This window comes from Sorangium sp. So ce117 (assembly GCF_051524395.1).
GTDB classification, from domain to species: domain Bacteria; phylum Myxococcota_A; class Polyangia; order Polyangiales; family Polyangiaceae; genus Sorangium; species Sorangium cellulosum_B.
The window spans coordinates 10,690,304-10,710,636 of record NZ_CP150309.1; the positions used below are offsets into that span (position 1 = coordinate 10,690,304).

Here is a 20,333-nt window from a genome sequence, read left to right on the forward strand (position 1 = left end):
CTGCTGCGGTCACTCCGGCTCGCCCTCGGCGAGCGCGACGGGCTGGGCGTTTTCGGTCAGGACGCCGCGCCCGTGCCACACCATCAGCACCGCATAGAGCGCCGCGAGCACGCGAAAGCCGCTGAACAGGCCGAAACGCTGGCCGAGCGAGCCGCCCGCCACCGCGCCGATCAGGCCCCCGGCCGGTCCCGAGAGCGAGAACAGACCGCCCACCCGGCCTCGGCCGAGCTCGGCGGTGAGCGCCGCGAAGCGATTGACGCTCGTGAGGTGCTGCACGCCCAGCCCGAGCCCGAGCAAGACCGCCCCGATCCACAGCGACGCGACGCCGAGGGGGAAAGCGAGCAGGAGCTCGGTCGCGAGCAGCAGCGAGAAGGCGATCGCGTAACGCGCAGCGTCGCGCAGCGGCGACAGGGCGCCGCCGGCGAGGAGCAAGGTCAGCACGAACACGGCGCCCTGGAGGGTCACGAGGGTCGCGGCTTGGGGCACGGAGAGGTGAAACTCGCGGATCCCGATCAACACAACGAACACGGCGAAGTAGGACATCGCCATCTGACCACACAGCTCGATGAGCATGCTCTGGCGCAGCTCGCGGCGAGACAGGATGATCCCGACCTGTCCGCGCAAGCGATCGAGGAGCGGCGTGGCCGAGCGCCCGCGGCCGGGAGGAGCCCCGGAGAGCACGCGATCGCCGACGAAGACCGTCGCCAGCAGCCCGAGCCCGGTCACAACGAACACGCCGGTGTAGCCGAGCAGGCCGAGGAGCTGCGCGCCGAGCATCGGGCCCACGAAGAACATGCCGAGCGAGTGGGACGCGCGCTGCCAGCCTGCCTTGCGCGGGCCGAGGCGAGGAAGCAGGTGAAGAAACTCGGTCTGGGTCGCGACCATGCGAAACGGGTTGAGCAGCCCGAAGAGGACCACGCCCGCGATGAGCTGCCAGGGCCGATCCATGTGGGTGAAGCCGAGCAGGTACAGCGCCGCGCCCGCGAGGCCGCCGAAACGGAACAGCGGCCGGCTGCCGTGGCGGTCGATCAAGCCTCCGACCGGCATCGAGAGCAGCAGCATGCCGGTGAACTGCAGGCCGCCGACAAGGCCGATCTGCCAGGGGGAGGCGTGGAGCGAGGCGGCATACAGCGGCAGGACCACCTTGGCCACGCCGTTGCTCGAGCCCGCGAGCAGGCCGAGCACCATGAAGCCGAGGAGATAACGCTGGGGGAGAGGCGGCGAAGGTGTCATCACGCGAACCGAGGCGAGCGGCCGGTCGATCGGCGCGTTCGTCCGCCGTGCCGAATCGGGTGGTGCTGCCGCGCGGGCGCCTTGCAAACCACGCTCCCGCGACGGAGCAGGCCCATGGCGACCGCCTCGTCGCCCCTGGCGCCACGGCAGGAGGCCGGCGTCAGCCCGCGGCCCGCCGCCTGCTGCTCCAGCAGCACACGAGCAGCACGCGCCCGCTGCTGGCGCAGCAAGAGCCCATCCGTCATAACGGACAAGCGTCTTATGTAGAGGGCGATCGAGGGAGGGCTCGGGCCGACGGGCATCGGCGAGGGCTGGAGGCCCGCGCGTGAAACGACGGCCGCGGAGGGTCTCTTCGAGCGTCCGCGATTCGCGCCTTCCGGCTCACGCGGATCCGAGCTCCGTGACGAAATCGCGCAGCGCGGACGCGAGCGCGAGGGGCGCCTCGAGGGGCGACAGGTGCCCTGTGCCGGGCAGGACGCGCAGGCCTGCGCCGGCGATGCGCGGCACCACCTCGCGCCGCAGGACGTCGAGGCGCTCGACCTTGTCGAGCTCACCGGCGATCAGCAGCGCCGGCGCGTCGATCGACGCAACGTCCGCGGAGATGTCCTCCTGCGACGCGACGTGCGGCCAGGCGGCCTTGGCGGCGGGCGCGCCGCGCAAGCTGTCCTCGATCACCTGCTGGCGCAGCGCGGCGCTCAGCGGACGCGCGGTCAGCACATGATCGAGCACAAAGCCGACCGACTCCGGCGAATCATAGGCGCGGGCCATGGTCGCGCGTTGCTCGTCGCTGAGCGGCATCGGCGTGGGCGGCGCAGGGGCGACGAGGACGAGCCCGCGCAGTCCGGCAGGCCGGCGGGACGCCAGCAGCTGCGCGACCTTGCCGCCCATCGAGTGGCCCACCAGCACGTGGCGCTCGAGGCCGAGCACCTGGATCACGGCCTCCGCATCATCGGCCAGATCGCCGATGCGATAGCCCTCTTCCGGTGCGTCGGAGTCGCCCCAGCCGCGTTGGTCGATCGCGACCGTGCGGCACCTCGGGGAGAGGGCCTCGGCCACCGCCGCCCACGTGCGCGATGAGCCGCCCCAGTAATGGAGAAAGACGAGGGCAATGTCCCCCTCACCTCGCTCCCGGACATGGATCTGGATCCGGTTCGCCGTGATCTTCATGAGCGCTCCGCCCAGCTCAGCTGTCGAAGGGGGCGCCCTCCAAAAGGGCGCTGGCGTCGAAGGGCTGAAAACCCGGCACGTAGCGGCGGCCGTAGTCCGAGAGGAAATTGCCGGCCGTTGTGTGTGGCTTCCGCTCCACGACGCCGCAGAGGGCGCGCCGCAACTCCTGCTTCATCTCGAGCCGCGGATAGGCCCTCAGGATCTCCTCGACCGCTCCGCGCGGCAGCGCGTCCAGCCCCATGCCGCCGTAATCGATCCCGATCCCGAGATGGGCGACGGCGACCTCCGGCTCCTTGTGCGAGGCGATGCCCAGGCTGGTGTGCAGCGCGATGGCGTCCCACACGAGGGACGCCTTCTCCCGGGGCAGGCCGCGGTCGACGAGAAAGGCGCGGGCGGCGTTGGCGCCGTCGACCTCGAAGCGCTCGGGGCCGGCGAAGCGCTCGGTCAGGCCGAGGTCGTGAAGCACCACGGAGAGGTAGAGCAGCTCGCGGTCGAGGGCGATGCCGCGCTGCCGGGCCGCGAGCTCGCCGAAGTAGTACGAGCGCATCACGTGGTGGAAGAGGTAAGGGGCCGAGACCTCGCGCGCGAGCACGGTCGCGTCATGGGCAAGGCGCGTGTCAGGGACGTGGATTCCGGCGATCTCTGTGGTCATGGCGTGGGCTCCTGTCTGCCGGCGAAGGCCAAGCTCCAGGAGGGTGCGCGCTCGCTGGCGGGGCGCCCCGCCGAACTGCCGTCATTTCCTGCCACGCGCGCGGGCGTTCCCGGAGAAGCGCTCCCGGTACTCGAGCGGTCCCACGCCGAGCCGGCGCAGGAAGGTGCGGCGCAGGTTCTGCTCGTCGCCGAAGCCGCACTGGTGGGCGATCCGCTTGAGCGGGAGGTCCGTGCCGGCGACGGCCTGGCAGGCGGCCTCGAGGCGCATGGCCGCGACCACCTTCGCCGGCGTCTGCCCGAGCGCGGCCGTGTACGCGCACGCGAAGGTGCGCGGGCTCATCCGCGCCTGCGCGGCCAGGCGCTCGACGCGCAGATCGCCGGCGAGGCGGTCCGCCATCCAGGCATGCAGGTCGGCGAAGGTGCCGCCCTCGGCGGCCTGCGCCGCGAGCGGCGCGCTGAACTGCGACTGCCCGCCAGGCCGCTTGAGGAACACGACGAGCTGCCGGGCGACCGCCATCGCCGCGCGGTGCCCGAGGTCCTCCTCGATGAGCGCGAGGGTGAGGTCGATGCCGGCGGAGATGCCGGCCGAGGTCCAGATCGAGCCGTCGCGCAGGTAGACGGAGTCCGCGTCGACGCGGACGCGCGGGTGGCGCTCCGCCAGGAGCGGCGCGGAGCGCCAGTGGGTCGCCGCGCGGCGACCGTCGAGCAGGCCCGCGGCGGCGAGGAGGAAGGCGCCCGTGCACACGGCGCAGGTGCGGCGCACGCGCGGCGCGCGGCGGGCGAGCCAGGCGACGAGATCAGGCGGCACGGCCGGGGCCTCCGGCGGCCCGCTGCCCGGCACGATCAGGGTGTCGATGGCCTCGCCGTCGAGCGCCGCGAGCGGCTCGGCACAGACCGCGAGCCCGGTCGTGGTGCGCGCCGGCCCGCCGGCCGTCGAGGCGACGATGGCGCGATAAGGCGGAGGCCCGCCCGGCGCGCGCAAGGTGGTCGCCACGGTGAAGGCCTCGAGAGGCCCGGCGAGATCGAGCAGCGCGACGCCCTCGAAGGCGAGCAGGACGACGAGGCGGGGCTGGGTGAAGCTCGCTGGCATGAGGGGACAGGGAGATAGATCAAGGCGGGCCAGGCGGGAGCGCAGCAGAGCGGGAATGCGCGCGATCTCGCCGCCGCCCGCGCCGCGACGCTCCCGCCGTGCCCATCGCCGGCCGGGCGCTGATCGGCGGCCCGGCTTTCCTGGTGATCTCCGCAGGAGTCAGGGCGAGGGCGGAGACTTCAGCCCGGCCTGACCCGCTTGGCCGCAGGCCGGCTCATACAGCGGGCGATCCACGCGTTCACGTTCGCGAAAGGCGAGAGGTCCACACCGAAGCGGGCCAGGAACGGCAGCGCCGTCACGAGCGACACGTCGGCGAGCGAGAACTGGTTGCCCACGAGGTACTCCTTGCCCTCGAGCGCGCGGTCGAGGATCTCGATCCCGTTCGTGAGGTCCTGCTTCGCGCCCTCGGCTACCTTGGGGTTGCGCTCGTCGGCGGGGAAGCGGTCCAGGGTGTTGCGCAGGAGCCGCGTCGTCGCCTCGAACAGCGTGACGTTGCCCCAGGCCATCCACTTGAACGCCTCGGCGCGATCGGCGTTGAGCGGCGGGAAGAGGCCCTTGTCCACGCCGAAGCGCTCGCCGAGGTAGAGCAGGATCGCGAGCCCCTCGAAGATGGGCTTTCCGTCCACGACCAGCAGCGGGACCTTGCCGTTCGGGTTGAGCGCGAGGTACTCGGGCTTGCGCTGATCTCCCGCCGCGAGGTCGAGCTTGACCTTCTCGTACGGGACGCCGAGCTCCTCGAGCGCCCAGTGCACCCGGTCTGCGCTCGTCATGGGGGCGTAATAGAATGTGAGGTCAGACATGCGGCGAGCAGAGCCCCGCCGCGCGCGAGCCGCAAGGGGGCTTCGTCCGTCGCGCATGAGCTCGATCTCGGTGGACGGCGCTCCACCTGAAGGACGTCACGCCCGAGGCGCCGTGACCCGACCGAGGTTGGGGGAAACGGGAGAGGACGCGCCGCGCTTGGCTGCCCATCGCAGCAGCGTGTCCAGCGCCGGGCAGAGCGCTTGTCCCCACTCGGTGAGCCCGTACTCGACCCGGGGCGGCACCTCGGGGTGCGTGACGCGCCAGATCATCCCGTCGCGCTCCATCTGCCGGAGCTGCTGGATCAGCATCTTCTGCGAGATGCCAGGGATGGCGCGCTCGAGCTCCGAGAAGCGCTGCACCTTCCCTCCGAAGAGGCGGAAGAGGATCACCAGCTTCCAGCGCCCCTTGAGGAGCTCGAGGGCCTGCTCGACACGCTCGGCGGCGATCTCGGGAGTCGCCGGCTCGTCGTACTCACCTTCAGGTGCGTACCCCACCTTTTCGTGCGTTCTTGCCACCCGGTGAGCCTAGCCCAACTTTGCGCGCGAGGGGGCCCACGCGCCGGGCCGCGCGTCATCGTCCCTCAGGAGGAATCACCGCCCATGAAAGTACCTGAACCGCTCGCAGGGGACGTCGCCGCGCAGAACGCGCGGAGCGTCGATGCCATGCCTGCCTACTCCCGAAGATTCTCGATCGATCCCGAGGAGTTCGCCGGCAAACGCGTGCTCGTCACAGGTGGTACCAAGGGGGCGGGCGAGGCCATCGTCCGCCGCCTCGGCGCCGGGGGCGCCGTGACGGCGACCACGGCGCGCTCTGCGCTCCCGGCAGGCCAGTCGCCGAACGTCTTCGTACAGGCCGACCTCGCCACGGTGGCAGGGGTGGACGCCGTCGTCCGCGCGGTCCTGGGCGAGCTTGGCGGGATTGACATCCTGGTCCACAGCGTCGGCGGCTCCTCTGCGCCGGGCGGCGGCTTCGCGTCGCTCACCGAGGACATCTGGCACGACGAGCTGTCGCTCAACCTCATGGCCGCCGTGCGTCTCGATCGCGCGCTCCTCCCGCACATGATCGCGCGAGGCGCGGGGGTCGTCCTCCACGTTTCGTCCATCCAGCGCCGGCTCCCTCTCCACGACGCGACGATCGCGTACGCGTCGGCGAAAGCAGCGTTGTCCACGTACAGCAAGGCGCTCTCCAAGGAGCTGGGGCCGAAGGGCGTCCGCGTGAACTCGATCGCCCCGGGATGGATCCGCACGACGGCAGCCGAGGCCCTGGTGAAGCGCCTTGCCGACGACGCCGGTACGGACGAAGACACGGCCCGGCAGGGCATCATGAGCGCGCTCGGTGGTATCCCCATCGGGCGTCCCGCATGGCCCGAAGAGGTCGCGGAGCTCGTCGCATTCCTTGCCTCCGACAGGGCGGCGTCCATCCATGGGAGCGAGTACCTGATCGACGGGGGCACTGTGCCCACCGTTTGACGGCAAACACCGGACCCACTCGGCACAACGCCCGCCCGCGGAACAGCCGCTGAGCCCGATCGGGCCTGGGTGCAGGCCGAGGGTCGTGCCCGCGAGCGGCGCGCCTGCGGGCTCAGGGAGCAGCCTCGATCCGCTTTTCCGGAGGCACGCCCCGGAGCAGCTCGTGGTAGCGTGCGTCCGCTTGCCGCGAGGCCGAAGTAACGCGCCATGCTGGCGGCGTCAGTGACGAGCGCGCCCCGACGCGCGCGGGCGGCGTGGTGGCGGCGGCCGAGCTCGAAGGCGGCGGCGAGCCGGGTCGCGTCGAACAGCGCAATCTGGGTGCGAGGCCCATCTCTCAAGCAAGCTATTGCGAACCGAGCTTCGCAGCGGCCTCAGCTTGCGCGCGGGTGAGGAGGTCATCGACGCGAAGCTTCCCAGCCCACATGCTGAGATATTGGTCGTTGATCTCGGCCCCGCTGACTCGAAGCACCTCGACGATGTCACGCCATTGCTTGGACGAGACTTCACCACCTTCGCGGTACCAGAGCAGCTTCCGGAGGATGGTATCTTCCGGAGCCTTGACAACCAGCTCCTCTCCGCTGGCGCGGACCTTGACTTTTCGCCGGCGACTGAACTCGACCTCATCGTAGGGGCTCGGCCCGAGAGCGAAGATATCGATCTTCGTCACCATCGGCAGGTAGAAGATGTTCGCGCAGCTTCCGCGGGTCAGGGCGTCGCGAAGCACCTCTTGATCCACCTCGAAGTCCGGACCGAGCAGCTCCGCGAACGCGCGCACATGGCGGGGCATCATCGCGACGACCAGATCGATATCGTTCGTCGCGCGCGGCTCACCCTGGAGGGAGCTCGCGAGGCTGCCGCCGATGAAGTACTCGCAGCCAAGGCTCTCGAGCGCGGCGGCCACGCGCAACGCCACGTCGAGCGCGGAGACGACATCCGTCGAGCTGCTCATGACGTCACGTGGCGTCGGCCGGCACGTGACCGAACAGCCGGCGCGCGCAGTCGTGCCCGTACAGCCTCACCGCAAGGCGGACGCGAAGCTCCTGGTCGTCCGCCCCTGGGTGACGAGCACGGATGCTCGCGAGGGCGAGCTCACGGACCGCCTGGCTCAGCCGTATCGCAGCCTCGAGCCGCTTTTCCGGAGGCATGCGCCGGAGCAGCTCGTGGTAGCGTGCGTCCGCTTGCGGCGAGGTGTCGACCATCGACATACAACATGAGTCTAGCAGAAACCGCTCGCACGGGAAGGGCTCGCCGCCGGTCCCTCGCGAGGCTGTCGTTCCGGCGGGGTGGCCTCCCTTGCCCCACGCTCGCTCCCGACCGACAGCCAAGCTCCTTCCTAGATCCAGCGGAGCCGACCTCCCATCGTCCTGCCGTGCAGGAGCGCACGCGTCGCTCGAAGTCCGCTTTGAATTACCTGCGAGCCCGTCGATGATCACGAAATCGACATGCTCACCGACGAGCGCTTCAACGACGCGTCACCGAAGCCGCTCGTGGGCGTCACGAAAGACGTCCTCGGCCGATCGCCCCCGGGACGGATCTGCGTCGAGCTCTGCGTCCCGGCGCGTCGCTTCTTCGGTCCAGAGGCGCCTGTGCTCCTCCTCGGAGAGCTCATCCAGGCTTGCCAGAAGCGTCTCTGCCAGACGTGCGCGCTCCGCGACGGGCAGCTTCAGGGCTTCGGCTTCCAGCTCGCCCCGGGATGGATCCGCACGACGGCAGCCGAGGCCCTGGTGAAGCGCCTTGCCGACGACGCCGGTACGGATGAAGACACGGCCCGGCAGGGCATCATGAACGCGCTCGGTGGTATCCCCATCGGGCGTCCCGCATGGCCCGAAGAGGTCGCGGAGCTCGTCGCATTCCTTGCCTCCGACAGGGCGGCGTCCATCCATGGGAGCGAGTACCTGATCGACGGGGGCACTGTGCCCACCGTTTGACGGCAAACACCGGACCCACTCGGCACAACAAGTGGAAAACCACCATCCGCCAACCTATGGAGTGATAGCTGACAGATCGTTCAAACCGACGCCGCTTCGCGGCACGGCTCAACTCAGGCGTTGCGCGGGCGGACGTTTGAACTTGCTGCTCCCTCATCCCATCCCCGGGACGATGTCGCGCTGGCCGTGGACGACGCCTTGCTGCTCGTGAACGAGGTCGCCCTACCTTGGGGGCCAGGTCGTCATACCGCGAGGGCAAGCTCGTCCTGGGGGCAGCGTTCTCCTGCGCGGGCCGAGGGCGGCTGGTCGTGGTACAGCCCATCCCCGACGTGAACGGCGCGAGCGATCGCCCGTCTGCGTCAGACGATGCACCTGGACCGCCGGCGTCCGCGCTCGATCGCGGGCGGCTCGGCTCGAAGGAGTGACGAATGCAGATCGGAATCATCGGCGCCGGCTCGATCGGCGGGTCGCTGGCGAAGCTGTTGGGGAAGCTCGGTCACCAGGTCGTGATCGCGAACTCGCGCGGGCCGGACACGCTCCGCGAGCTTGCCGCCGAGACCGGGGCCACCGCCGTCTCGGCCGCGGAAGCCGCGCGCGGCGGCGAGATCGTGGTCGTCACGATCCCCCAGCGCGCAGTCGTGGACCTGCCGAAGGATCTCTTCGCCGGCGTGCCCGCCGACGTGGTCGTGATCGACACCAACAACTACTACCCGGTCCGCGACGGCAGCATCCCGGCCATCGAGGCGGGTCAGGTCGAGAGCGCGTGGGTCGCCGAGCAGATCGGGCGGCCGGTGGTCAAGGCGTTCAACAACATCTACTTCGAGAGCCTGCTCGCGAAGGGCAAGCCGAAGGGCACGCCGGGGCGCGTCGCGCTCCCGATCGCGGGGGATCCGCCGGAAGCGCGGGCGAAGGTCATGCGCCTCGTCGACGAGCTCGGCTTCGATGCGGTCGACGCAGGCGGCCTCGAGGACTCGTGGCGCCAGCAGCCGGGTACCCCCTGCTACATCCACGACCTCGACGCGCCTCGGCTGAAGGAGGCGCTCGCCGCGGCCGAACGGAGCCGCGTCCCCGAGTACCGCAAGGCCTCGGACGACTGGCTGCGATCGCTCATCGCGTCACAGAGCACGAGCTGATCCGAGCGCAAGCGGAATCGTCGGTCGCAGCGGCTGCCTCGAGGACACAGTATCCTCAGATTGATCCAAGCGTCGCTGATGCAGCGAAGCTTCCCGAGCCTGCCTTCACCGGCTGGGCTTCAGAGCAATAGCAATGAGGATGGTATCTTCCGGAGCCTTGACAACCAGCTCCTCTCCGCTGGCGCGGACCTTGACTTTTCGCCGGCGACTGAACTCGATCTCATTCGATATCGTTCGTCTCCTTGATCGCGATGAGCCGTTCGAGCGTGATGACACGTATCGAGATCCCACCGAGATCCAGCCCCTCGCTGTCGGCCAAGAGTTCGTCGTACGATGTTCCTTCCTCGATTGTGCCCAGCAGGTCCAGCGTTCCCATGTTGGTCGCCAGCAGCTGGTGCCCAGTGGAGGCCAGATGAGAGGCGGTTGGTGAAAGCCTCCTCTGGAGATCTATCCGGTAGACGGCATCGAGCTCACGCAGCGCGCCGAGCAGCCGTTCGATATTGTCCGGCGTGCGAGCGTGTACGACGTCCAGATCGAACGTGTTGACGGGGGCTCCCTGGATCACGGCGGCGACGCCACCGACGACGATGAAGTCGACTCGATGCCGGGCGAGCGCCCCGAGGAGTTCAGCGATCTTCGTCGGAGCGGGCATGCGGTTCTCGCGCGCGCCTGCTCTCGCGGGCGAGCGTGACGAAGTCGATGTGGGCCTGGAGGGTGGCGACCCGATCTGCTGGCGTGAGGCTCAGCATCCAGCGGATGAGCGTGAGGTCGACGCCGTCCTCATTGTACGGAGGTGCCGCTTCAGGATCGACCATCTTGGGCGGAGCGTATCACGCACGGATGCGACGGACGAGCCTTCGCATCGCGGCGGGCTGTGCCGCACTCCAGCCAGGCATGCGACGCCAGACGTCTCGCCGGCCCTCATTGCGCGGATCCTGCCCGGTGTTGTGACCAGAGACTTCCGCGATGGCCATCCACCAGGACGGACCAGATGGGGCGGGGGCGCCATCCGCCAGCCTGAGCCGCCGCTGCCGGATGTTGGCCTCGTTCAGCTCGACCTCAGCCCGGTCGTGAACGATGACCGGGAGCGTCACCGGAGCCGCGCGCGGGCGTCACGAAAGACGTCCTCGGCCGGTCGCCCCCGGGACGGATCTGCGTCGAGCTCTGCGTCCCGGCGCGTCGCTTCCTCGGTCCAGAGGCGCCTGTGCTCCTCCTCGGAGAGCTCATCCAGGCTTTCCAGAAGCGTCTCTGCGAGACGTGCGCGCTCCGCGACGGGCAGCTTCAGGGCTTCGGCTTCCAGCTCGGAAAGGTTCACGGGGGGATTGTACCGCGCGGCTCGGAGGCTGCGCAGGCGCGCTTCCCCATCGGCGAGGAGATGCCGCGACGACGGCGATGGCCGACGTCGACTGGCATGACGCAGGCACGGAGCGACCTGACCGAGCTCGGGCTAGTCAAGCCACCGTCGGTTGCTCCACGGGCTCCAGCGCCTCTGCCGCTGCCAACAGGCCGGCCACGCCGCCGAGCACCTGCGAGGTGGCCAACATGCTGGGCGTGACGAGCTCGCCGCTCAAGCCCGAGCAGATAGGCGGCTGCACAAGGAGTTGCCCGTGGTTGCGGAACTCCTGGACGACGTGGCGGCGTTGCTCGCCGAGGACGCGGCCGCGCTCGTTCCGCCTGTTCAATGCATCTGCAACCGATCCTCGACTTTTTTCCTAGCTGCGGGGATGGCATCCTGCTGGGCATGACCGTCGAGCAGATCGTCGCCGCCATCCGCGCCCTCCCTGTCACCGATCGGCTTCGCGTGATCGAGCTGGTCGCGCACGAGGCCGCCGGCGACGTCCCTGCTGCAGACCATCCAGCTCGACGTGAGGGCGTCACCTTGACCGAGCGGCACGGCCTGCTGCTCGTCGACGCTGACGCCACCATGCCGGCCGAAGTGTTCGACCATCGCCCCGATCGCGATGCACGAGCGAACCGGATCCAGGGAGACTCGTGAAGCTCGCCTTCGATACGAGCGTGCTCGTCGCCGGACTGCACCGGGCGCATCCGCTCCACGATCGCGCCGTCGTCTGGATCGACGCGGTGGCCGAGGGACGGGTGAGCGGCCTGGCCACCTGGCACGCCCTCGCGGAGCTCTGGTCCGTGCTCACCCGCCTGCCGAAGCCGGCGCGAGCGAGCCCGGAGCAGGCGTTGCAAGTCGTCCGTCGGGTCCGGAGTGTGTACGACGTCCGCCCTGTGGATCCGGCCGTTTACGACGAGGCGATGCAGCGGTGCACCGATCGCCTGCTCTCTTCCGGCGTCCTCTTCGATGCCCTGCACCTCGTGGCTGCCGAGCATGCCGGCGCGGATGCGCTCGTGACGTTCAACGGCTCGGACTTCCTCCGGCTTACCGCTCCGAGCTCGCCGCGCATCGTGATCCCTCCAGATCCACCCGAAGTCACTCTTTGATCCCTGACAGCGCTTCGTCCGGCGTGAGCTCTGTCCGCGCGACCACGCCTTTCTTGCCGGACAATGCGCTCGACCCGCCCGCGGACGCGCCGCTCGTGGTGAGAGGCGACGGGTCCCCGGGAACGAGGCGAGTGACCCGACCGAGGTTGAGGGAACCAAGCCACCGCCTTTGACTCTGCGTGCTCCAGCTCGTTGTGCGGCTGCCGGAGGCCTGCGGAGCTGCCGGCCGGGGCGGTGCGCCGGCGGCTGGATGCGCAGGGGCGCAGCGCGCAGCCGCAGGGGCGCAGGGACGTTGCGCGCCGCGAGGGCTACTCGTGAACCGCGGCGTAGCGGCCGCTGGGGGTGACGATGACGTGGGCGGTGAGCGGGACGTGCAACTCCGCGGAGAGGTGGCGCAGCTCCAGGGTCATCGCTTCGTCCTCGCGGGTCGGCGTCGGGTCGCCGCTCGGGTGGTTATGGGCCAGGACGAAGCTGTGAGCGGCCATGTCCAGCGCCGTGCGCAGGACGGTGGAGCGGCCGACGTGGAGTGCGTCGTCGGAACCGCGGGCGAGCAGGCGCGTCTCGCGGACGCGGCCGTGGGTGTCGAGCGCTGCGATCCAGAGCTCCTCGTGGACCAGGGACGCCAGCCTCGGGCCGAAGTACCGCGCCACGCGGGCGGCGTCGGTGAGGAGCGCGCCCCGGCGCGCGCGGGCGGCGTGGTAGCGGCGGCCGAGCTCGAAGGCGGCGGCGAGCCGGGTCGCGTCGAAGAGGGCGATCTGGGTGCGCTCGGCGAGCGCCGCGGGCGAGAGGCGACCGAGCGAGGGGAGAGCGGCCGTGCCGAGGATGCGCGGGCCGACGCCGGGCAGGCCGAGCACCATCTCGAGCAGGGCGGCCTCGGTCGCGGTCGGCAGCTCGGCCGCCGTCTCGGCGGGGGCGTCGACGGGGGCGCGGCTCATCGGGCTCATCGGGGCCACCTCCGAGAGCGGGTGAGGGCACGGGCGAAGAGGCGGAGGCGGGTGGCAACCGTGGGGCGCGGGAGCGAGAGGGAGGCGGCGATCTCGTGCGAGGAAAGGCCGGTGGCGGCGAGCGAGAGGATGTCGCGCAGCGGGCCCTGGCGCTGTTCTGCGGAGGGCCGGGCGGCCTGCTTCAATCGATCGGCACTCGACGGCACCCTTCGGGCTCCATCGATCCCGCGTCGTGGCCCGTCGTCGGCCAATGGCCAACGTAATCTGCCAAACCATCACTGGCAGCCACTCATAATGTTTGCCCTCGGCTCGACGAGAGGATCCGCTCGGCGATCCGGCCTGGGTGGTCGCGGCGCGCGCCGCGTTGCGCGGAACGGGAATCCGCAGCCCGACTAGTTGGCCGACGCAGTCCTGGAGATGGTGGGGGCCTTGGCTGGGCTACTCCCTGGCCACACCACCGCGTCGAACGAGGCCCAGACCGGCAAGGTACAGATCAGGCACGTCGAAGCTATTGCCCGTCCGAGCGCGGAGGACACCGAGTTCTACCAGATTCTCGATCACTTCCTCCGGCGATAGCCCAGGAGGACGGATCTCTTCGCTCGAGTCTCCCCAACTTTCATCGAATTTATACGCCACCAGCTTTCGGAGTTGCGCTCGATCCCAGGGTACCTTCCGATTCCGCTGCAGTCGATCGCCGAGACCTGACAGCCAACGGAACTCGTTGCTGACCGCTTGAAGGTAATATTGCCGGGACACGTCATCGAGGGCCTTCCGCACGTTGACGTGATGGAGGAGATGGCCTCCGGTCGCGCGTGGATCCTGGCGCTCCTTCTCCGCTGCAAACTCGATTAGCCAAACGAGCGTACGAGGCATGGCCCGCTGTTGACGCTCAGGCTGGCTGATGGTCCGCCGAGCAGGCCGCTTGATGGTCATCGCGGGCGTGCGCGGTTGCGGTCAAGGAGAGCGATGGCCATCGTTCGGACGCGCGCCGCAGGGCAGCTCGCAATGGCCATCATGGTTGGTGGCCGTCGGCGCCGGCGAGGTGTCCCTTCGCCAGCGCCGAGGGGGCGCCCGTCGTGTCGGTCAGCGTCAGCTGCCGTCCGTCCCCAGGTCGCCGACGATGCGCGCCATCACGTCACGCTCGACGAGCTTCTTCTTCCGTCGCGCCGCCTCGCGCAGCGCGGCGGTGGCCATGCGGTCGATCTCGCGCAGACTCGAGCCAGCCGCCTCGTGGAGCAGCGTCAGAGCGTCCGAGGTGAAGACATCGCGATCGGCGCCGGCGCGGCTCATCCGGAGCCGCACGTACTCTCCGGTATCGTCGGGGACCATCGCACCAATGGACAGACGGCGCTCGATGCGGGAATATAGCGAGCGGTTTTTGCGCAGCTCAAGCCGGTCTTGGAGGTCAGAGAGCCCTACCAGGATCAGCGACAACAGGGCGCGGCTGTCCCATTCGTAGTTCAACAAGATGTGGAGATGATCGAGCGTGTCTTGGTGGAGCAGGTGCGCTTCATCCAGCAGGAAAACCGGGTGGATGCGCTCGCGGCCGAGGGTCTCGATATGCGCGCTGACAGCGTAGAATACGGCCGCCGCGGTCGCAGCGGGGTTGAGGCCGAGGGCATGGCAGAGCTGGCGATAGAAGTCGCGGCGACCCAGCGTGGCGTTGTGGCAGTAGGTCAGCCGGAAGCCTGCCTGCGGCAATCGATGACGCACTGCCCGCAGCACACACGTCTTTCCGGCACCGGGCTCGCCGACCAGCAGCACTTGGGCGTGCTCGTGCACGGCCTCGCACACCTCCTCGACGAGCTGCTCCTTGGAGGGCGGCAGCCACAGGTCGCCGTCCTGGATCTCCTTGGAGAAGGGTGCGGCGGAGAGGGTGAAGAAGCGGACGTAGGACTCGCTCACGTCTCACCTCCGCGCTCGCTCGTGTCGGCACCAGTGCCCGTCGAGCGGCCGAGAGTCCACGCGGGGTTGAAGTCCACCGGGCGTGTCGGCTTGTCCACCGCAGGCCCGCCGCACGGCAGCCGCTTGCGCCGCGCGTTGCGCTGCGGGTCGACCGGATGCAGCACCAGGCGCTTGCCCTCGTGCTCGACCCACGGCGGCTCGTCGGGCGCGACGAAGCACCGGGCGACGGAGACGATCTGGCCAGCGAGGTAGCCTTGATCGAGCTGCCAGGCGACGCCGTCGACAGAGACGATGTTGTCGCCCGAGACGCGGCGCCGGGTGCGCTCGGTGAGCGCGACGCGCAGCGCCTTTTCGTCGACGCCGCCCTCGGCGGCCGGGCGGGCCGCATAGACCTTCGCTGGGGTCTGGCCGAGCAGGCCAGCGTGCGGCGCCGGGTGGTAACGCCTGTCGAGGAAGGCGCGGAGCGTCGTGTTGATGTCCACGAGCGACGCCACGGCGCCGAGGTACGTAAGGCACCCTTCGCGCAGCGTGCGCCAGAAACGCTCCATCTTGCCACGCGCCTCTGGGTCGTACGGTTTGGCGTGCAGGAGGGCGATGCCGAGCCGGGCGCACGCGGTTTTGAGGACGTCGCCGCGGTAAGTGGAGCCGTTGTCGAGATAGAGCGCGTCGGGCTTGCCGTGGCGGCGCAGGGCGTCGACGGTCATGGCGAGCATGTCGACCTCCTTCTCCGTCGTGTGCGCCTCGAGCGCCACGACGTAACGAGAGGCGTCGTCAAGCAGCCCGTGGATGCGGAGCGGCATCGCTTTGCCACCGACGGTGCAGCCAGTCACGTGGCAGACGTCGCCGTGCCAGAGCGCGCCGGGGCGCTCGGCTTGCCAGCGCAGCCGCGTCTTCGGCTCTCCCTCGGCGCGCGCGGCGCGGCGGCGAAGGCCGTGCGCCGCGTACAGTCGGCGTACGGTGGGCTCGGAGACCTGGGTTGCTTCGAGCCGCCCCTCGTCGACGAGCGTCTTGAGGATGAGCGGCACCGAGGCGTAGGGATGCTCGCGCCGGATGTCGAGCAGCAGCGTGCGCAGCTCCTCCGACAGGTCCTGCGCGAAGCCGCGATCGCTGCGCGGCTGCGGGCGCAGGCCGTCGAGGCCAGCGGAGCGATACGCATACAGCCAGCGCTCGAGCGTGGGCACCGAGTAGGTGCGCGTGCTGTGCGCGCCCGGCGGTCGAAACCGCTGCTCGCTGAGCGTGCGCAGCGCGGCGGCGAGCTGGCCGTGGGTGAGCACGCGGTGCATGAGAGGGCCGATGACCGTGGCGCGATAGAGCGCGACGGTCTCGGCGTGGTCGGCGGGGCCGAGGGCCATTCGGACAGGTCCTTTCTGCGCCTTGCTGGCGCGCGGTCCTTGTCCGGGATCGACGGCGTTTTCGGCAGGGATCCTCTCAGGTGGGCTGTACGAGGGGGTCTCCTCGGGGGCAAAGACCATCACGCCGCACGCGCGGCGCCGAAGAAGGCTCGCTGCTCGAGCGGCAGCGCCCGGGTCGTCGGGTCCGCGCTTGCCGCGAGCGATGTCGCGACGGCGGCTGCGCTCTTTCGGAGCGAGGCGGACGGGCCTGGGTCGGGGGCATCCGAAAACAGACGTCGCTGCGCGACATCGCGCGCCCACCGGCGCAGCGTGGCCCAGCCGGCGACGGCGCTGTCGCCGAGGATCTTCGCCGGGCCCACGCGCCGACGGACCTCGGCCGCCGTCGCGAGCACCAGGCCCCAGAGCGCGAGGGCGAAGCCGATCGCGGCGGCGCTGTACACGCGAAGGCCGAGCACTCCGCGAGGAACGACGAGGAGCACAGCGCCGCAATCGAGGCAGCGGTAGCGGCGGGCGGTCACCGAGAGCACCTCGGGGGGTTGGTCCGGGCTGGTGGGGCCCCAGACCTGCCGCTCACGCCTGCCGTGGCCTTGGAGCCGGATCGCGCCGCCCAGCGGACAACTCGCAGCGCCGCAGACGGGGCAGCGCGCAGGCCGCGCTTCGACGACCGTGGGCGGCTGCTGCTGCCAGCGCTTGATGTCGATGGCGCTCTGGATAACACTGCGACCGCTTCGATTCCTGGGCACAAGAACCGGAGCACGACGAGGAGGCTGTCCGCCAAGATCAGGTCTCCTCGTCGCCTATTTTGTGGCCGGCACCGCGCCGCTGCTCCGCTCCAGCGGCCGGCCTACCCCGTCGTGAGGCAGGCGTGGGAGCGACGAGGGGTGGTAATTTTCGACCGGTGAACGGAAGTGGGGCGCCCGCGCAGGAAGGGCTTCTTTGAGCCGACGTAACCGTGCTCAGAGGGAACAGAGATGAGAATCTTAAGAGTCTGGAGGTAATGCATCGTGCGCCGCGGCGCTCCGGAGTCGTCCTCCCGGGCTGCGTACGCGGAGCGAGCACTCTCCGTGATGGCCAGCCTCGTTGGGCAGAACCCCTCACCATCAACCAGCATGCTCGATGCGATGCGCTGCCGCATCAATGAGAGGGCGCGGTAATACCCGCTCATTGCCGTCACGCAGGTGGTCAAGCAACCAAGTGAAGGCGAGCCCCTTCTTCTTGTCAGGACCCATAAACTCCGAGACCAAGCGATCGACGAAGGGCTTTGCGTCACGTGCCTCCGAGAGTCGCGGTATGTGGCCAAGTGTGGGGTCGCTGTCAGTCAAAACGACGCCTCTAAAGTGTTCATAGAGGCTCTCATGACCGCTGTCGTCGCGCTTGTTGAGGATATGCTTACAGAGCGCGCCATATAGGTTTTTGTCGCTCCAGCGCAGCTCAACACGGTTCGCCGCGAGCTTCGCGACATCCGCTCCAGCGATTTCCCGATGATGCCTGTAGAAGTCGGAGCGAAGAAAGACCTTCGGCCGAAGCCTCCGCCATCGCCGCGCATACGACGCCCAGAAGCTGACGAGCCCACGCACGAGCACCCCAAGGGCGTGCCAATCGTTCCGGACCAGCGTATCAAGTTCGTCGTACGCGACGAAAACCCACTTATCTTCCTTGGAGAGTTTGTCGTCGAGGGTGTCGAGGGAAGCCGTCACTTCCATGGCGCACGCTTTGTACGCCGCGAGGCAGTCCTCCGCTGGCCGGGCCATTGCAGGGCGACATCCTCGGCTCGGAGGGTGGGCTTCGAGAGCCTTCGCGGAGTCGTCCGGTGTGGAGCCCGCACGCTCCTGCCCTGGTCTCCTTGACAAGGCAGGGTAGCCGTCGGATACGCTACCTTTCCACGAGTGGGGGCGACACGACGGAGTGGGCGGGGGTGCTGAGGGAGGCCACAATGCGGTTGGGAGGCGGAGCGTGAGCATCGGCAAGCGATTCCTTGATCTTGCACGCCATGTGCAGGATCTCGTGCGACCCGCGGAGCGTTCAGGTGAGGCTCGTGCGCCTCAGCAGCAGTCAGGGCGGCCCACCGACGATAAGGATCTTCTTCGAGCTTGGGTGAAACGCGAGAGACGCCTGCCGACCACTCTTGGCGACCTTATGATCGAGTGGCCGCCGCTTGGAGAGGGAGGCAACGGCCTCGTCTACGCCGTGGATTTCGAAGGCCCTGCCGCAGCCAAGATTCTGACGGAGCGTCTGCAAGACAAGCCAACACAACAATACGAGAGATTCAGACGAGAGTTTGTACGCCCAATTCGGATTCCACGGCACCGCGGACTCATTCACCTATATCATTTCGATCATATCCTCATCGAAGATGGTGCAAAATTTCCGTTGATCGTCATGGAAAGGTGCAAAACTAGCCTTGCAGGCCTCTACAAAGCGGGGAGGCGCGCTACACCCGAAGAACTTCTTAAGTTCCTAGCTTTTGCGTGCCGGGCCCTCGACCATATTCATGGCTACGGCATTGTTCACCGGGATCTCAAACCAGAGAACGTGCTCGTAAGAGATGATGGGAGCTACGCTCTCGCAGACTTTGGGATCGCCTGGTTCGACCCGACCCGCTTCCAGGGTGCCAAGCTCACCAGAGCGAACAACCGCATGGGGAATTACAAGTTCTCCGCGCCGGAGCAGCTTGACTCTAAGGTGACCCCGACTCCGGCATCGGACATCTACGCTGTCGGGCAGATGGTATACTGGTTGGTGACTGGAGACGTGATTCGCGGAGCGAGCCACCCGCCACTGGCTCATGTCGATACAAAGTATGCGTCTTTTGATGGTATCGTCGCCCGCTGCGTGCAACAGAGGCCACAAGATCGTTATCAAAGCGGCAAAGAGCTACTGGATGACCTGTCAGGCCGGACAAAGGCTGCTCAGGAGCGAAGACAGGAACAGCTTATCATAGACAATCTTATCAAATTCGAAGAGATACTAGCTCGGATGATTCCAGGCCAACACGGCGTAGTCGAATTGACGTTACCAGCTGAATTGGATCGGGTTGTCGCTGGTCTTCGTGAAGCGGTATCCTGCGATCTTTGGTGGACCAGAGGTCACAGCAACGCTCAGGTTCGTCGCGTTGAGAAGGCACCTCAAGGAACGTGGCTCGTCAACGATTTTGAACTAGATATAGAACGGACATGGGTTGGCCGTCGATTCGGGTCCGTCGATCACTGTTTCGTGCTACTTCAGTCCCGTCCGTTCCCACCTCTTCAGGCTAGTGCTCCTGCTCAGGCATCAATGGATTCGTTCGGTCTGTTTCGAGGCAAGAATATTTCTTTGGACGAGCTTGCCGATGGATACGCAAAGATCGACGATGAAGTGTTCGAGTTGGACGAGTCAGCCGAGGCGAGAACACGTCCCCTTAGGCTATATTTTATTTTCATCGCCACGCGATGCAACCCCATACTTCTGCCTAACCGACATGGACCTGCCGATCGCATCATCGATCAACTTATTCGCTCCTTCGAGGCCGGCGACCCAGTGACCGAAGATTCGCTAAAAAAGCTCTTTGATCTTCCGATACATCCGGTTTCCGAAATGTATGAGTAGATCTAGTGTTCCTGCCGCTCAACAAGGGCTTGCTGCCGCGCGCTTCGCCCACTCCTCCACGGTTGAAGCCTACGCGACAGCCAGAGGACAGGGATTTGCGCTCAATTTTGGATGCCGTCATCCCCGCGAGCGTAGCCTCATGCGTGCCGCACCTAACCGTCTAGTGCTTATTTCCGCAGAGCCCGTCGATGTGCAGCCAGACCCAACAACAGCCTACCGCGTATCCTAACCTACACTTGTTCTTGCAAAACACCATTACAATTGAATGTACGCACGCACGATATCGCAAGGCCGACGAACAATCGGACGCTGCGCTTCTGTGCGACACAGGAGCTACTATGGACAAGCAGAGCAAGGTAATTGATGATCTGCGCCGAGAGATCGATGACCTCAAAAAGCAAGTCGCCGATCTGTCGCGTAAATATGATGCACAAAAGCGCGAACTTGATGAAATCAAGCGTGAGCTGAATAAGCCGAAGCCCGGTTACGTGCCGCGGTGACGTTTCTTTTCGGAACACGCCAATAGTTGCACTGGATGGTCGCAATGGCGACCATTGATAATTCTCCACTGTCATCCATCGTCTTGGGCGCATTCTCGTGATTTTCGCTAATATGTGGCAGTCGCTG

The 20,333-nt window shown here is 67.7% G+C and carries 24 protein-coding genes and 2 pseudogenes; 6 read left to right on the plus strand and 20 right to left on the minus strand.

Annotation, left to right across the window (positions count from 1 at the left end; genetic code table 11):
• Positions 1 to 9: 9 nt before the first annotated feature.
• From WMF46_RS40055 to WMF46_RS40080, 6 genes are all read right to left on the minus strand, one after another.
• Positions 10 to 1,233 carry an MFS transporter gene (locus WMF46_RS40055; RefSeq protein WP_437982034.1) on the minus strand — a complete coding sequence of 408 codons (1,224 nt, stop codon included), beginning with the start codon at positions 1,231 to 1,233 and terminating at the stop codon, positions 10 to 12.
• 381 nt (positions 1,234 to 1,614) lie between these two features.
• A complete protein-coding gene (locus WMF46_RS40060) occupies positions 1,615 to 2,400 on the minus strand; it encodes an alpha/beta fold hydrolase (RefSeq protein WP_437982035.1) in 786 nt (261 codons plus the stop codon).
• A gap of 16 nt (positions 2,401 to 2,416) precedes the next feature.
• Positions 2,417 to 3,052 (minus strand): HD domain-containing protein, encoded by a 636-nt coding sequence (locus WMF46_RS40065; RefSeq protein ID WP_437982036.1) that lies wholly within the window; start codon positions 3,050 to 3,052, stop codon positions 2,417 to 2,419.
• A gap of 81 nt (positions 3,053 to 3,133) precedes the next feature.
• Entirely contained in the window at positions 3,134 to 4,141 is a 1,008-nt protein-coding gene (locus WMF46_RS40070; RefSeq protein ID WP_437982037.1) for a GlxA family transcriptional regulator, read from the minus strand.
• A gap of 179 nt (positions 4,142 to 4,320) precedes the next feature.
• On the minus strand, positions 4,321 to 4,941 hold the full coding sequence (locus tag WMF46_RS40075) for a glutathione S-transferase family protein (protein WP_437982038.1): 621 nt from the start codon (positions 4,939 to 4,941) through the stop codon (positions 4,321 to 4,323).
• A 96-nt stretch (positions 4,942 to 5,037) separates the two neighbouring features.
• Positions 5,038 to 5,457 (minus strand): winged helix-turn-helix transcriptional regulator, encoded by a 420-nt coding sequence (locus WMF46_RS40080; protein WP_437982039.1) that lies wholly within the window; start codon positions 5,455 to 5,457, stop codon positions 5,038 to 5,040.
• Positions 5,458 to 5,604: 147 nt separating this feature from the next.
• On the opposite strand from WMF46_RS40080, the gene WMF46_RS40085 reads away from it, so the two are divergent.
• Complete coding sequence (locus tag WMF46_RS40085) at positions 5,605 to 6,411, plus strand: SDR family oxidoreductase (protein WP_437987991.1); 807 nt, start codon at positions 5,605 to 5,607, stop codon at positions 6,409 to 6,411.
• A 191-nt stretch (positions 6,412 to 6,602) separates the two neighbouring features.
• Here WMF46_RS40085 and WMF46_RS40090 read toward each other — a convergent pair.
• The 4 genes and pseudogenes from WMF46_RS40090 to WMF46_RS40105 form a co-directional block, all read right to left on the minus strand.
• Positions 6,603 to 6,734 (minus strand): annotated as a pseudogene (locus WMF46_RS40090) (JAB domain-containing protein); the annotation flags it as partial.
• A 20-nt stretch (positions 6,735 to 6,754) separates the two neighbouring features.
• Positions 6,755 to 7,312: a hypothetical protein gene (locus WMF46_RS40095; protein ID WP_437982040.1), complete on the minus strand. Its 558-nt coding sequence runs from the start codon at positions 7,310 to 7,312 to the stop codon at positions 6,755 to 6,757.
• A gap of 52 nt (positions 7,313 to 7,364) precedes the next feature.
• Complete coding sequence (locus tag WMF46_RS40100) at positions 7,365 to 7,616, minus strand: hypothetical protein (protein ID WP_437982041.1); 252 nt, start codon at positions 7,614 to 7,616, stop codon at positions 7,365 to 7,367.
• A 267-nt stretch (positions 7,617 to 7,883) separates the two neighbouring features.
• A complete protein-coding gene (locus WMF46_RS40105) occupies positions 7,884 to 8,186 on the minus strand; it encodes an addiction module protein (RefSeq protein ID WP_437987992.1) in 303 nt (100 codons plus the stop codon).
• On the opposite strand from WMF46_RS40105, the pseudogene WMF46_RS40110 reads away from it, so the two are divergent.
• Both WMF46_RS40110 and WMF46_RS40115 read left to right on the plus strand, forming a co-directional pair.
• Positions 8,094 to 8,339, plus strand: a pseudogene (locus tag WMF46_RS40110) (SDR family oxidoreductase); the annotation flags it as partial. The gene WMF46_RS40105 and the pseudogene WMF46_RS40110 overlap by 93 nt on opposite strands.
• 428 nt (positions 8,340 to 8,767) lie before the next feature.
• Entirely contained in the window at positions 8,768 to 9,472 is a 705-nt protein-coding gene (locus WMF46_RS40115) for an NADPH-dependent F420 reductase (protein WP_437982042.1), read from the plus strand.
• 220 nt (positions 9,473 to 9,692) lie between these two features.
• Here WMF46_RS40115 and WMF46_RS40120 read toward each other — a convergent pair whose 3' ends face one another.
• From WMF46_RS40120 to WMF46_RS40140, 5 genes are all read right to left on the minus strand, one after another.
• Positions 9,693 to 10,124 carry a hypothetical protein gene (locus tag WMF46_RS40120; protein ID WP_437982043.1) on the minus strand — a complete coding sequence of 144 codons (432 nt, stop codon included), beginning with the start codon at positions 10,122 to 10,124 and terminating at the stop codon, positions 9,693 to 9,695.
• Entirely contained in the window at positions 10,099 to 10,287 is a 189-nt protein-coding gene (locus tag WMF46_RS40125) for a hypothetical protein (protein WP_437982044.1), read from the minus strand. The genes WMF46_RS40120 and WMF46_RS40125 overlap by 26 nt, the downstream gene beginning before the upstream one ends.
• Positions 10,288 to 10,562: 275 nt before the next feature.
• Complete coding sequence (locus tag WMF46_RS40130; protein ID WP_437982045.1) at positions 10,563 to 10,787, minus strand: addiction module protein; 225 nt, start codon at positions 10,785 to 10,787, stop codon at positions 10,563 to 10,565.
• 136 nt (positions 10,788 to 10,923) lie between these two features.
• Positions 10,924 to 11,154, minus strand: a complete 231-nt coding sequence (locus tag WMF46_RS40135) for a hypothetical protein (RefSeq protein ID WP_437982046.1) — start codon at positions 11,152 to 11,154, stop codon at positions 10,924 to 10,926.
• Complete coding sequence (locus WMF46_RS40140; RefSeq protein WP_437982047.1) at positions 11,151 to 11,420, minus strand: hypothetical protein; 270 nt, start codon at positions 11,418 to 11,420, stop codon at positions 11,151 to 11,153. Before WMF46_RS40140 ends, WMF46_RS40135 begins: the two co-directional genes overlap by 4 nt.
• Before the next feature lie 44 nt (positions 11,421 to 11,464).
• Here WMF46_RS40140 and WMF46_RS40145 point away from each other — a divergent pair, with 44 nt between their 5' ends.
• On the plus strand, positions 11,465 to 11,920 hold the full coding sequence (locus WMF46_RS40145; RefSeq protein ID WP_437982048.1) for a type II toxin-antitoxin system VapC family toxin: 456 nt from the start codon (positions 11,465 to 11,467) through the stop codon (positions 11,918 to 11,920).
• Between the two features lie 308 nt (positions 11,921 to 12,228).
• On the opposite strand, the gene WMF46_RS40150 is transcribed toward WMF46_RS40145, so the two are convergent.
• The 5 genes from WMF46_RS40150 to WMF46_RS40170 form a co-directional block, all read right to left on the minus strand.
• Positions 12,229 to 12,855: a JAB domain-containing protein gene (locus tag WMF46_RS40150; protein WP_437764104.1), complete on the minus strand. Its 627-nt coding sequence runs from the start codon at positions 12,853 to 12,855 to the stop codon at positions 12,229 to 12,231.
• Positions 12,856 to 13,953: 1,098 nt separating this feature from the next.
• Complete coding sequence (locus WMF46_RS40155; RefSeq protein WP_437982049.1) at positions 13,954 to 14,769, minus strand: ExeA family protein; 816 nt, start codon at positions 14,767 to 14,769, stop codon at positions 13,954 to 13,956.
• Positions 14,766 to 16,121, minus strand: coding sequence for a DDE-type integrase/transposase/recombinase (locus WMF46_RS40160; RefSeq protein ID WP_437982050.1), 1,356 nt, complete (start codon positions 16,119 to 16,121; stop codon positions 14,766 to 14,768). Before WMF46_RS40160 ends, WMF46_RS40155 begins: the two co-directional genes overlap by 4 nt.
• Before the next feature lie 119 nt (positions 16,122 to 16,240).
• Entirely contained in the window at positions 16,241 to 16,864 is a 624-nt protein-coding gene (locus tag WMF46_RS40165) for a hypothetical protein (protein WP_437982051.1), read from the minus strand.
• Positions 16,865 to 17,221: 357 nt separating this feature from the next.
• Complete coding sequence (locus tag WMF46_RS40170) at positions 17,222 to 17,824, minus strand: hypothetical protein (RefSeq protein ID WP_437982052.1); 603 nt, start codon at positions 17,822 to 17,824, stop codon at positions 17,222 to 17,224.
• Between the two features lie 250 nt (positions 17,825 to 18,074).
• Between WMF46_RS40170 and WMF46_RS40175 the strand changes: the two genes are divergently transcribed.
• Positions 18,075 to 19,706 carry a serine/threonine-protein kinase gene (locus WMF46_RS40175; RefSeq protein ID WP_437982053.1) on the plus strand — a complete coding sequence of 544 codons (1,632 nt, stop codon included), beginning with the start codon at positions 18,075 to 18,077 and terminating at the stop codon, positions 19,704 to 19,706.
• A 338-nt stretch (positions 19,707 to 20,044) separates the two neighbouring features.
• Positions 20,045 to 20,206, plus strand: a complete 162-nt coding sequence (locus tag WMF46_RS40180) for a hypothetical protein (RefSeq protein WP_437982054.1) — start codon at positions 20,045 to 20,047, stop codon at positions 20,204 to 20,206.
• The last annotated feature ends 127 nt before the right edge of the window (positions 20,207 to 20,333 follow it).

What these genes read in the sequence shown, in the direction of transcription:
- WMF46_RS40115 (WP_437982042.1), top strand. Translation starts at nt 8,768, where the DNA reads ATGCAGATCGGAATCATCGGCGCCGGCTCGATCGGCGGGTCGCTGGCG.
- WMF46_RS40160 (WP_437982050.1), bottom strand. Translation starts at nt 16,121, where the DNA reads ATGGCCCTCGGCCCCGCCGACCACGCCGAGACCGTCGCGCTCTATCGC.
- WMF46_RS40170 (WP_437982052.1), bottom strand. Translation starts at nt 17,824, where the DNA reads ATGGAAGTGACGGCTTCCCTCGACACCCTCGACGACAAACTCTCCAAG.
- WMF46_RS40070 (WP_437982037.1), bottom strand. Translation starts at nt 4,141, where the DNA reads ATGCCAGCGAGCTTCACCCAGCCCCGCCTCGTCGTCCTGCTCGCCTTC.
- WMF46_RS40180 (WP_437982054.1), top strand. Translation starts at nt 20,045, where the DNA reads ATGGACAAGCAGAGCAAGGTAATTGATGATCTGCGCCGAGAGATCGAT.
- WMF46_RS40075 (WP_437982038.1), bottom strand. Translation starts at nt 4,941, where the DNA reads ATGTCTGACCTCACATTCTATTACGCCCCCATGACGAGCGCAGACCGG.
- WMF46_RS40120 (WP_437982043.1), bottom strand. Translation starts at nt 10,124, where the DNA reads ATGCCCGCTCCGACGAAGATCGCTGAACTCCTCGGGGCGCTCGCCCGG.
- WMF46_RS40125 (WP_437982044.1), bottom strand. Translation starts at nt 10,287, where the DNA reads ATGGTCGATCCTGAAGCGGCACCTCCGTACAATGAGGACGGCGTCGAC.
- WMF46_RS40065 (WP_437982036.1), bottom strand. Translation starts at nt 3,052, where the DNA reads ATGACCACAGAGATCGCCGGAATCCACGTCCCTGACACGCGCCTTGCC.
- WMF46_RS40150 (WP_437764104.1), bottom strand. Translation starts at nt 12,855, where the DNA reads ATGAGCCGCGCCCCCGTCGACGCCCCCGCCGAGACGGCGGCCGAGCTG.
- WMF46_RS40100 (WP_437982041.1), bottom strand. Translation starts at nt 7,616, where the DNA reads ATGTCGATGGTCGACACCTCGCCGCAAGCGGACGCACGCTACCACGAG.
- WMF46_RS40140 (WP_437982047.1), bottom strand. Translation starts at nt 11,420, where the DNA reads ATGGTCGAACACTTCGGCCGGCATGGTGGCGTCAGCGTCGACGAGCAG.
- WMF46_RS40060 (WP_437982035.1), bottom strand. Translation starts at nt 2,400, where the DNA reads ATGAAGATCACGGCGAACCGGATCCAGATCCATGTCCGGGAGCGAGGT.
- WMF46_RS40085 (WP_437987991.1), top strand. Translation starts at nt 5,605, where the DNA reads ATGCCTGCCTACTCCCGAAGATTCTCGATCGATCCCGAGGAGTTCGCC.
- WMF46_RS40055 (WP_437982034.1), bottom strand. Translation starts at nt 1,233, where the DNA reads ATGACACCTTCGCCGCCTCTCCCCCAGCGTTATCTCCTCGGCTTCATG.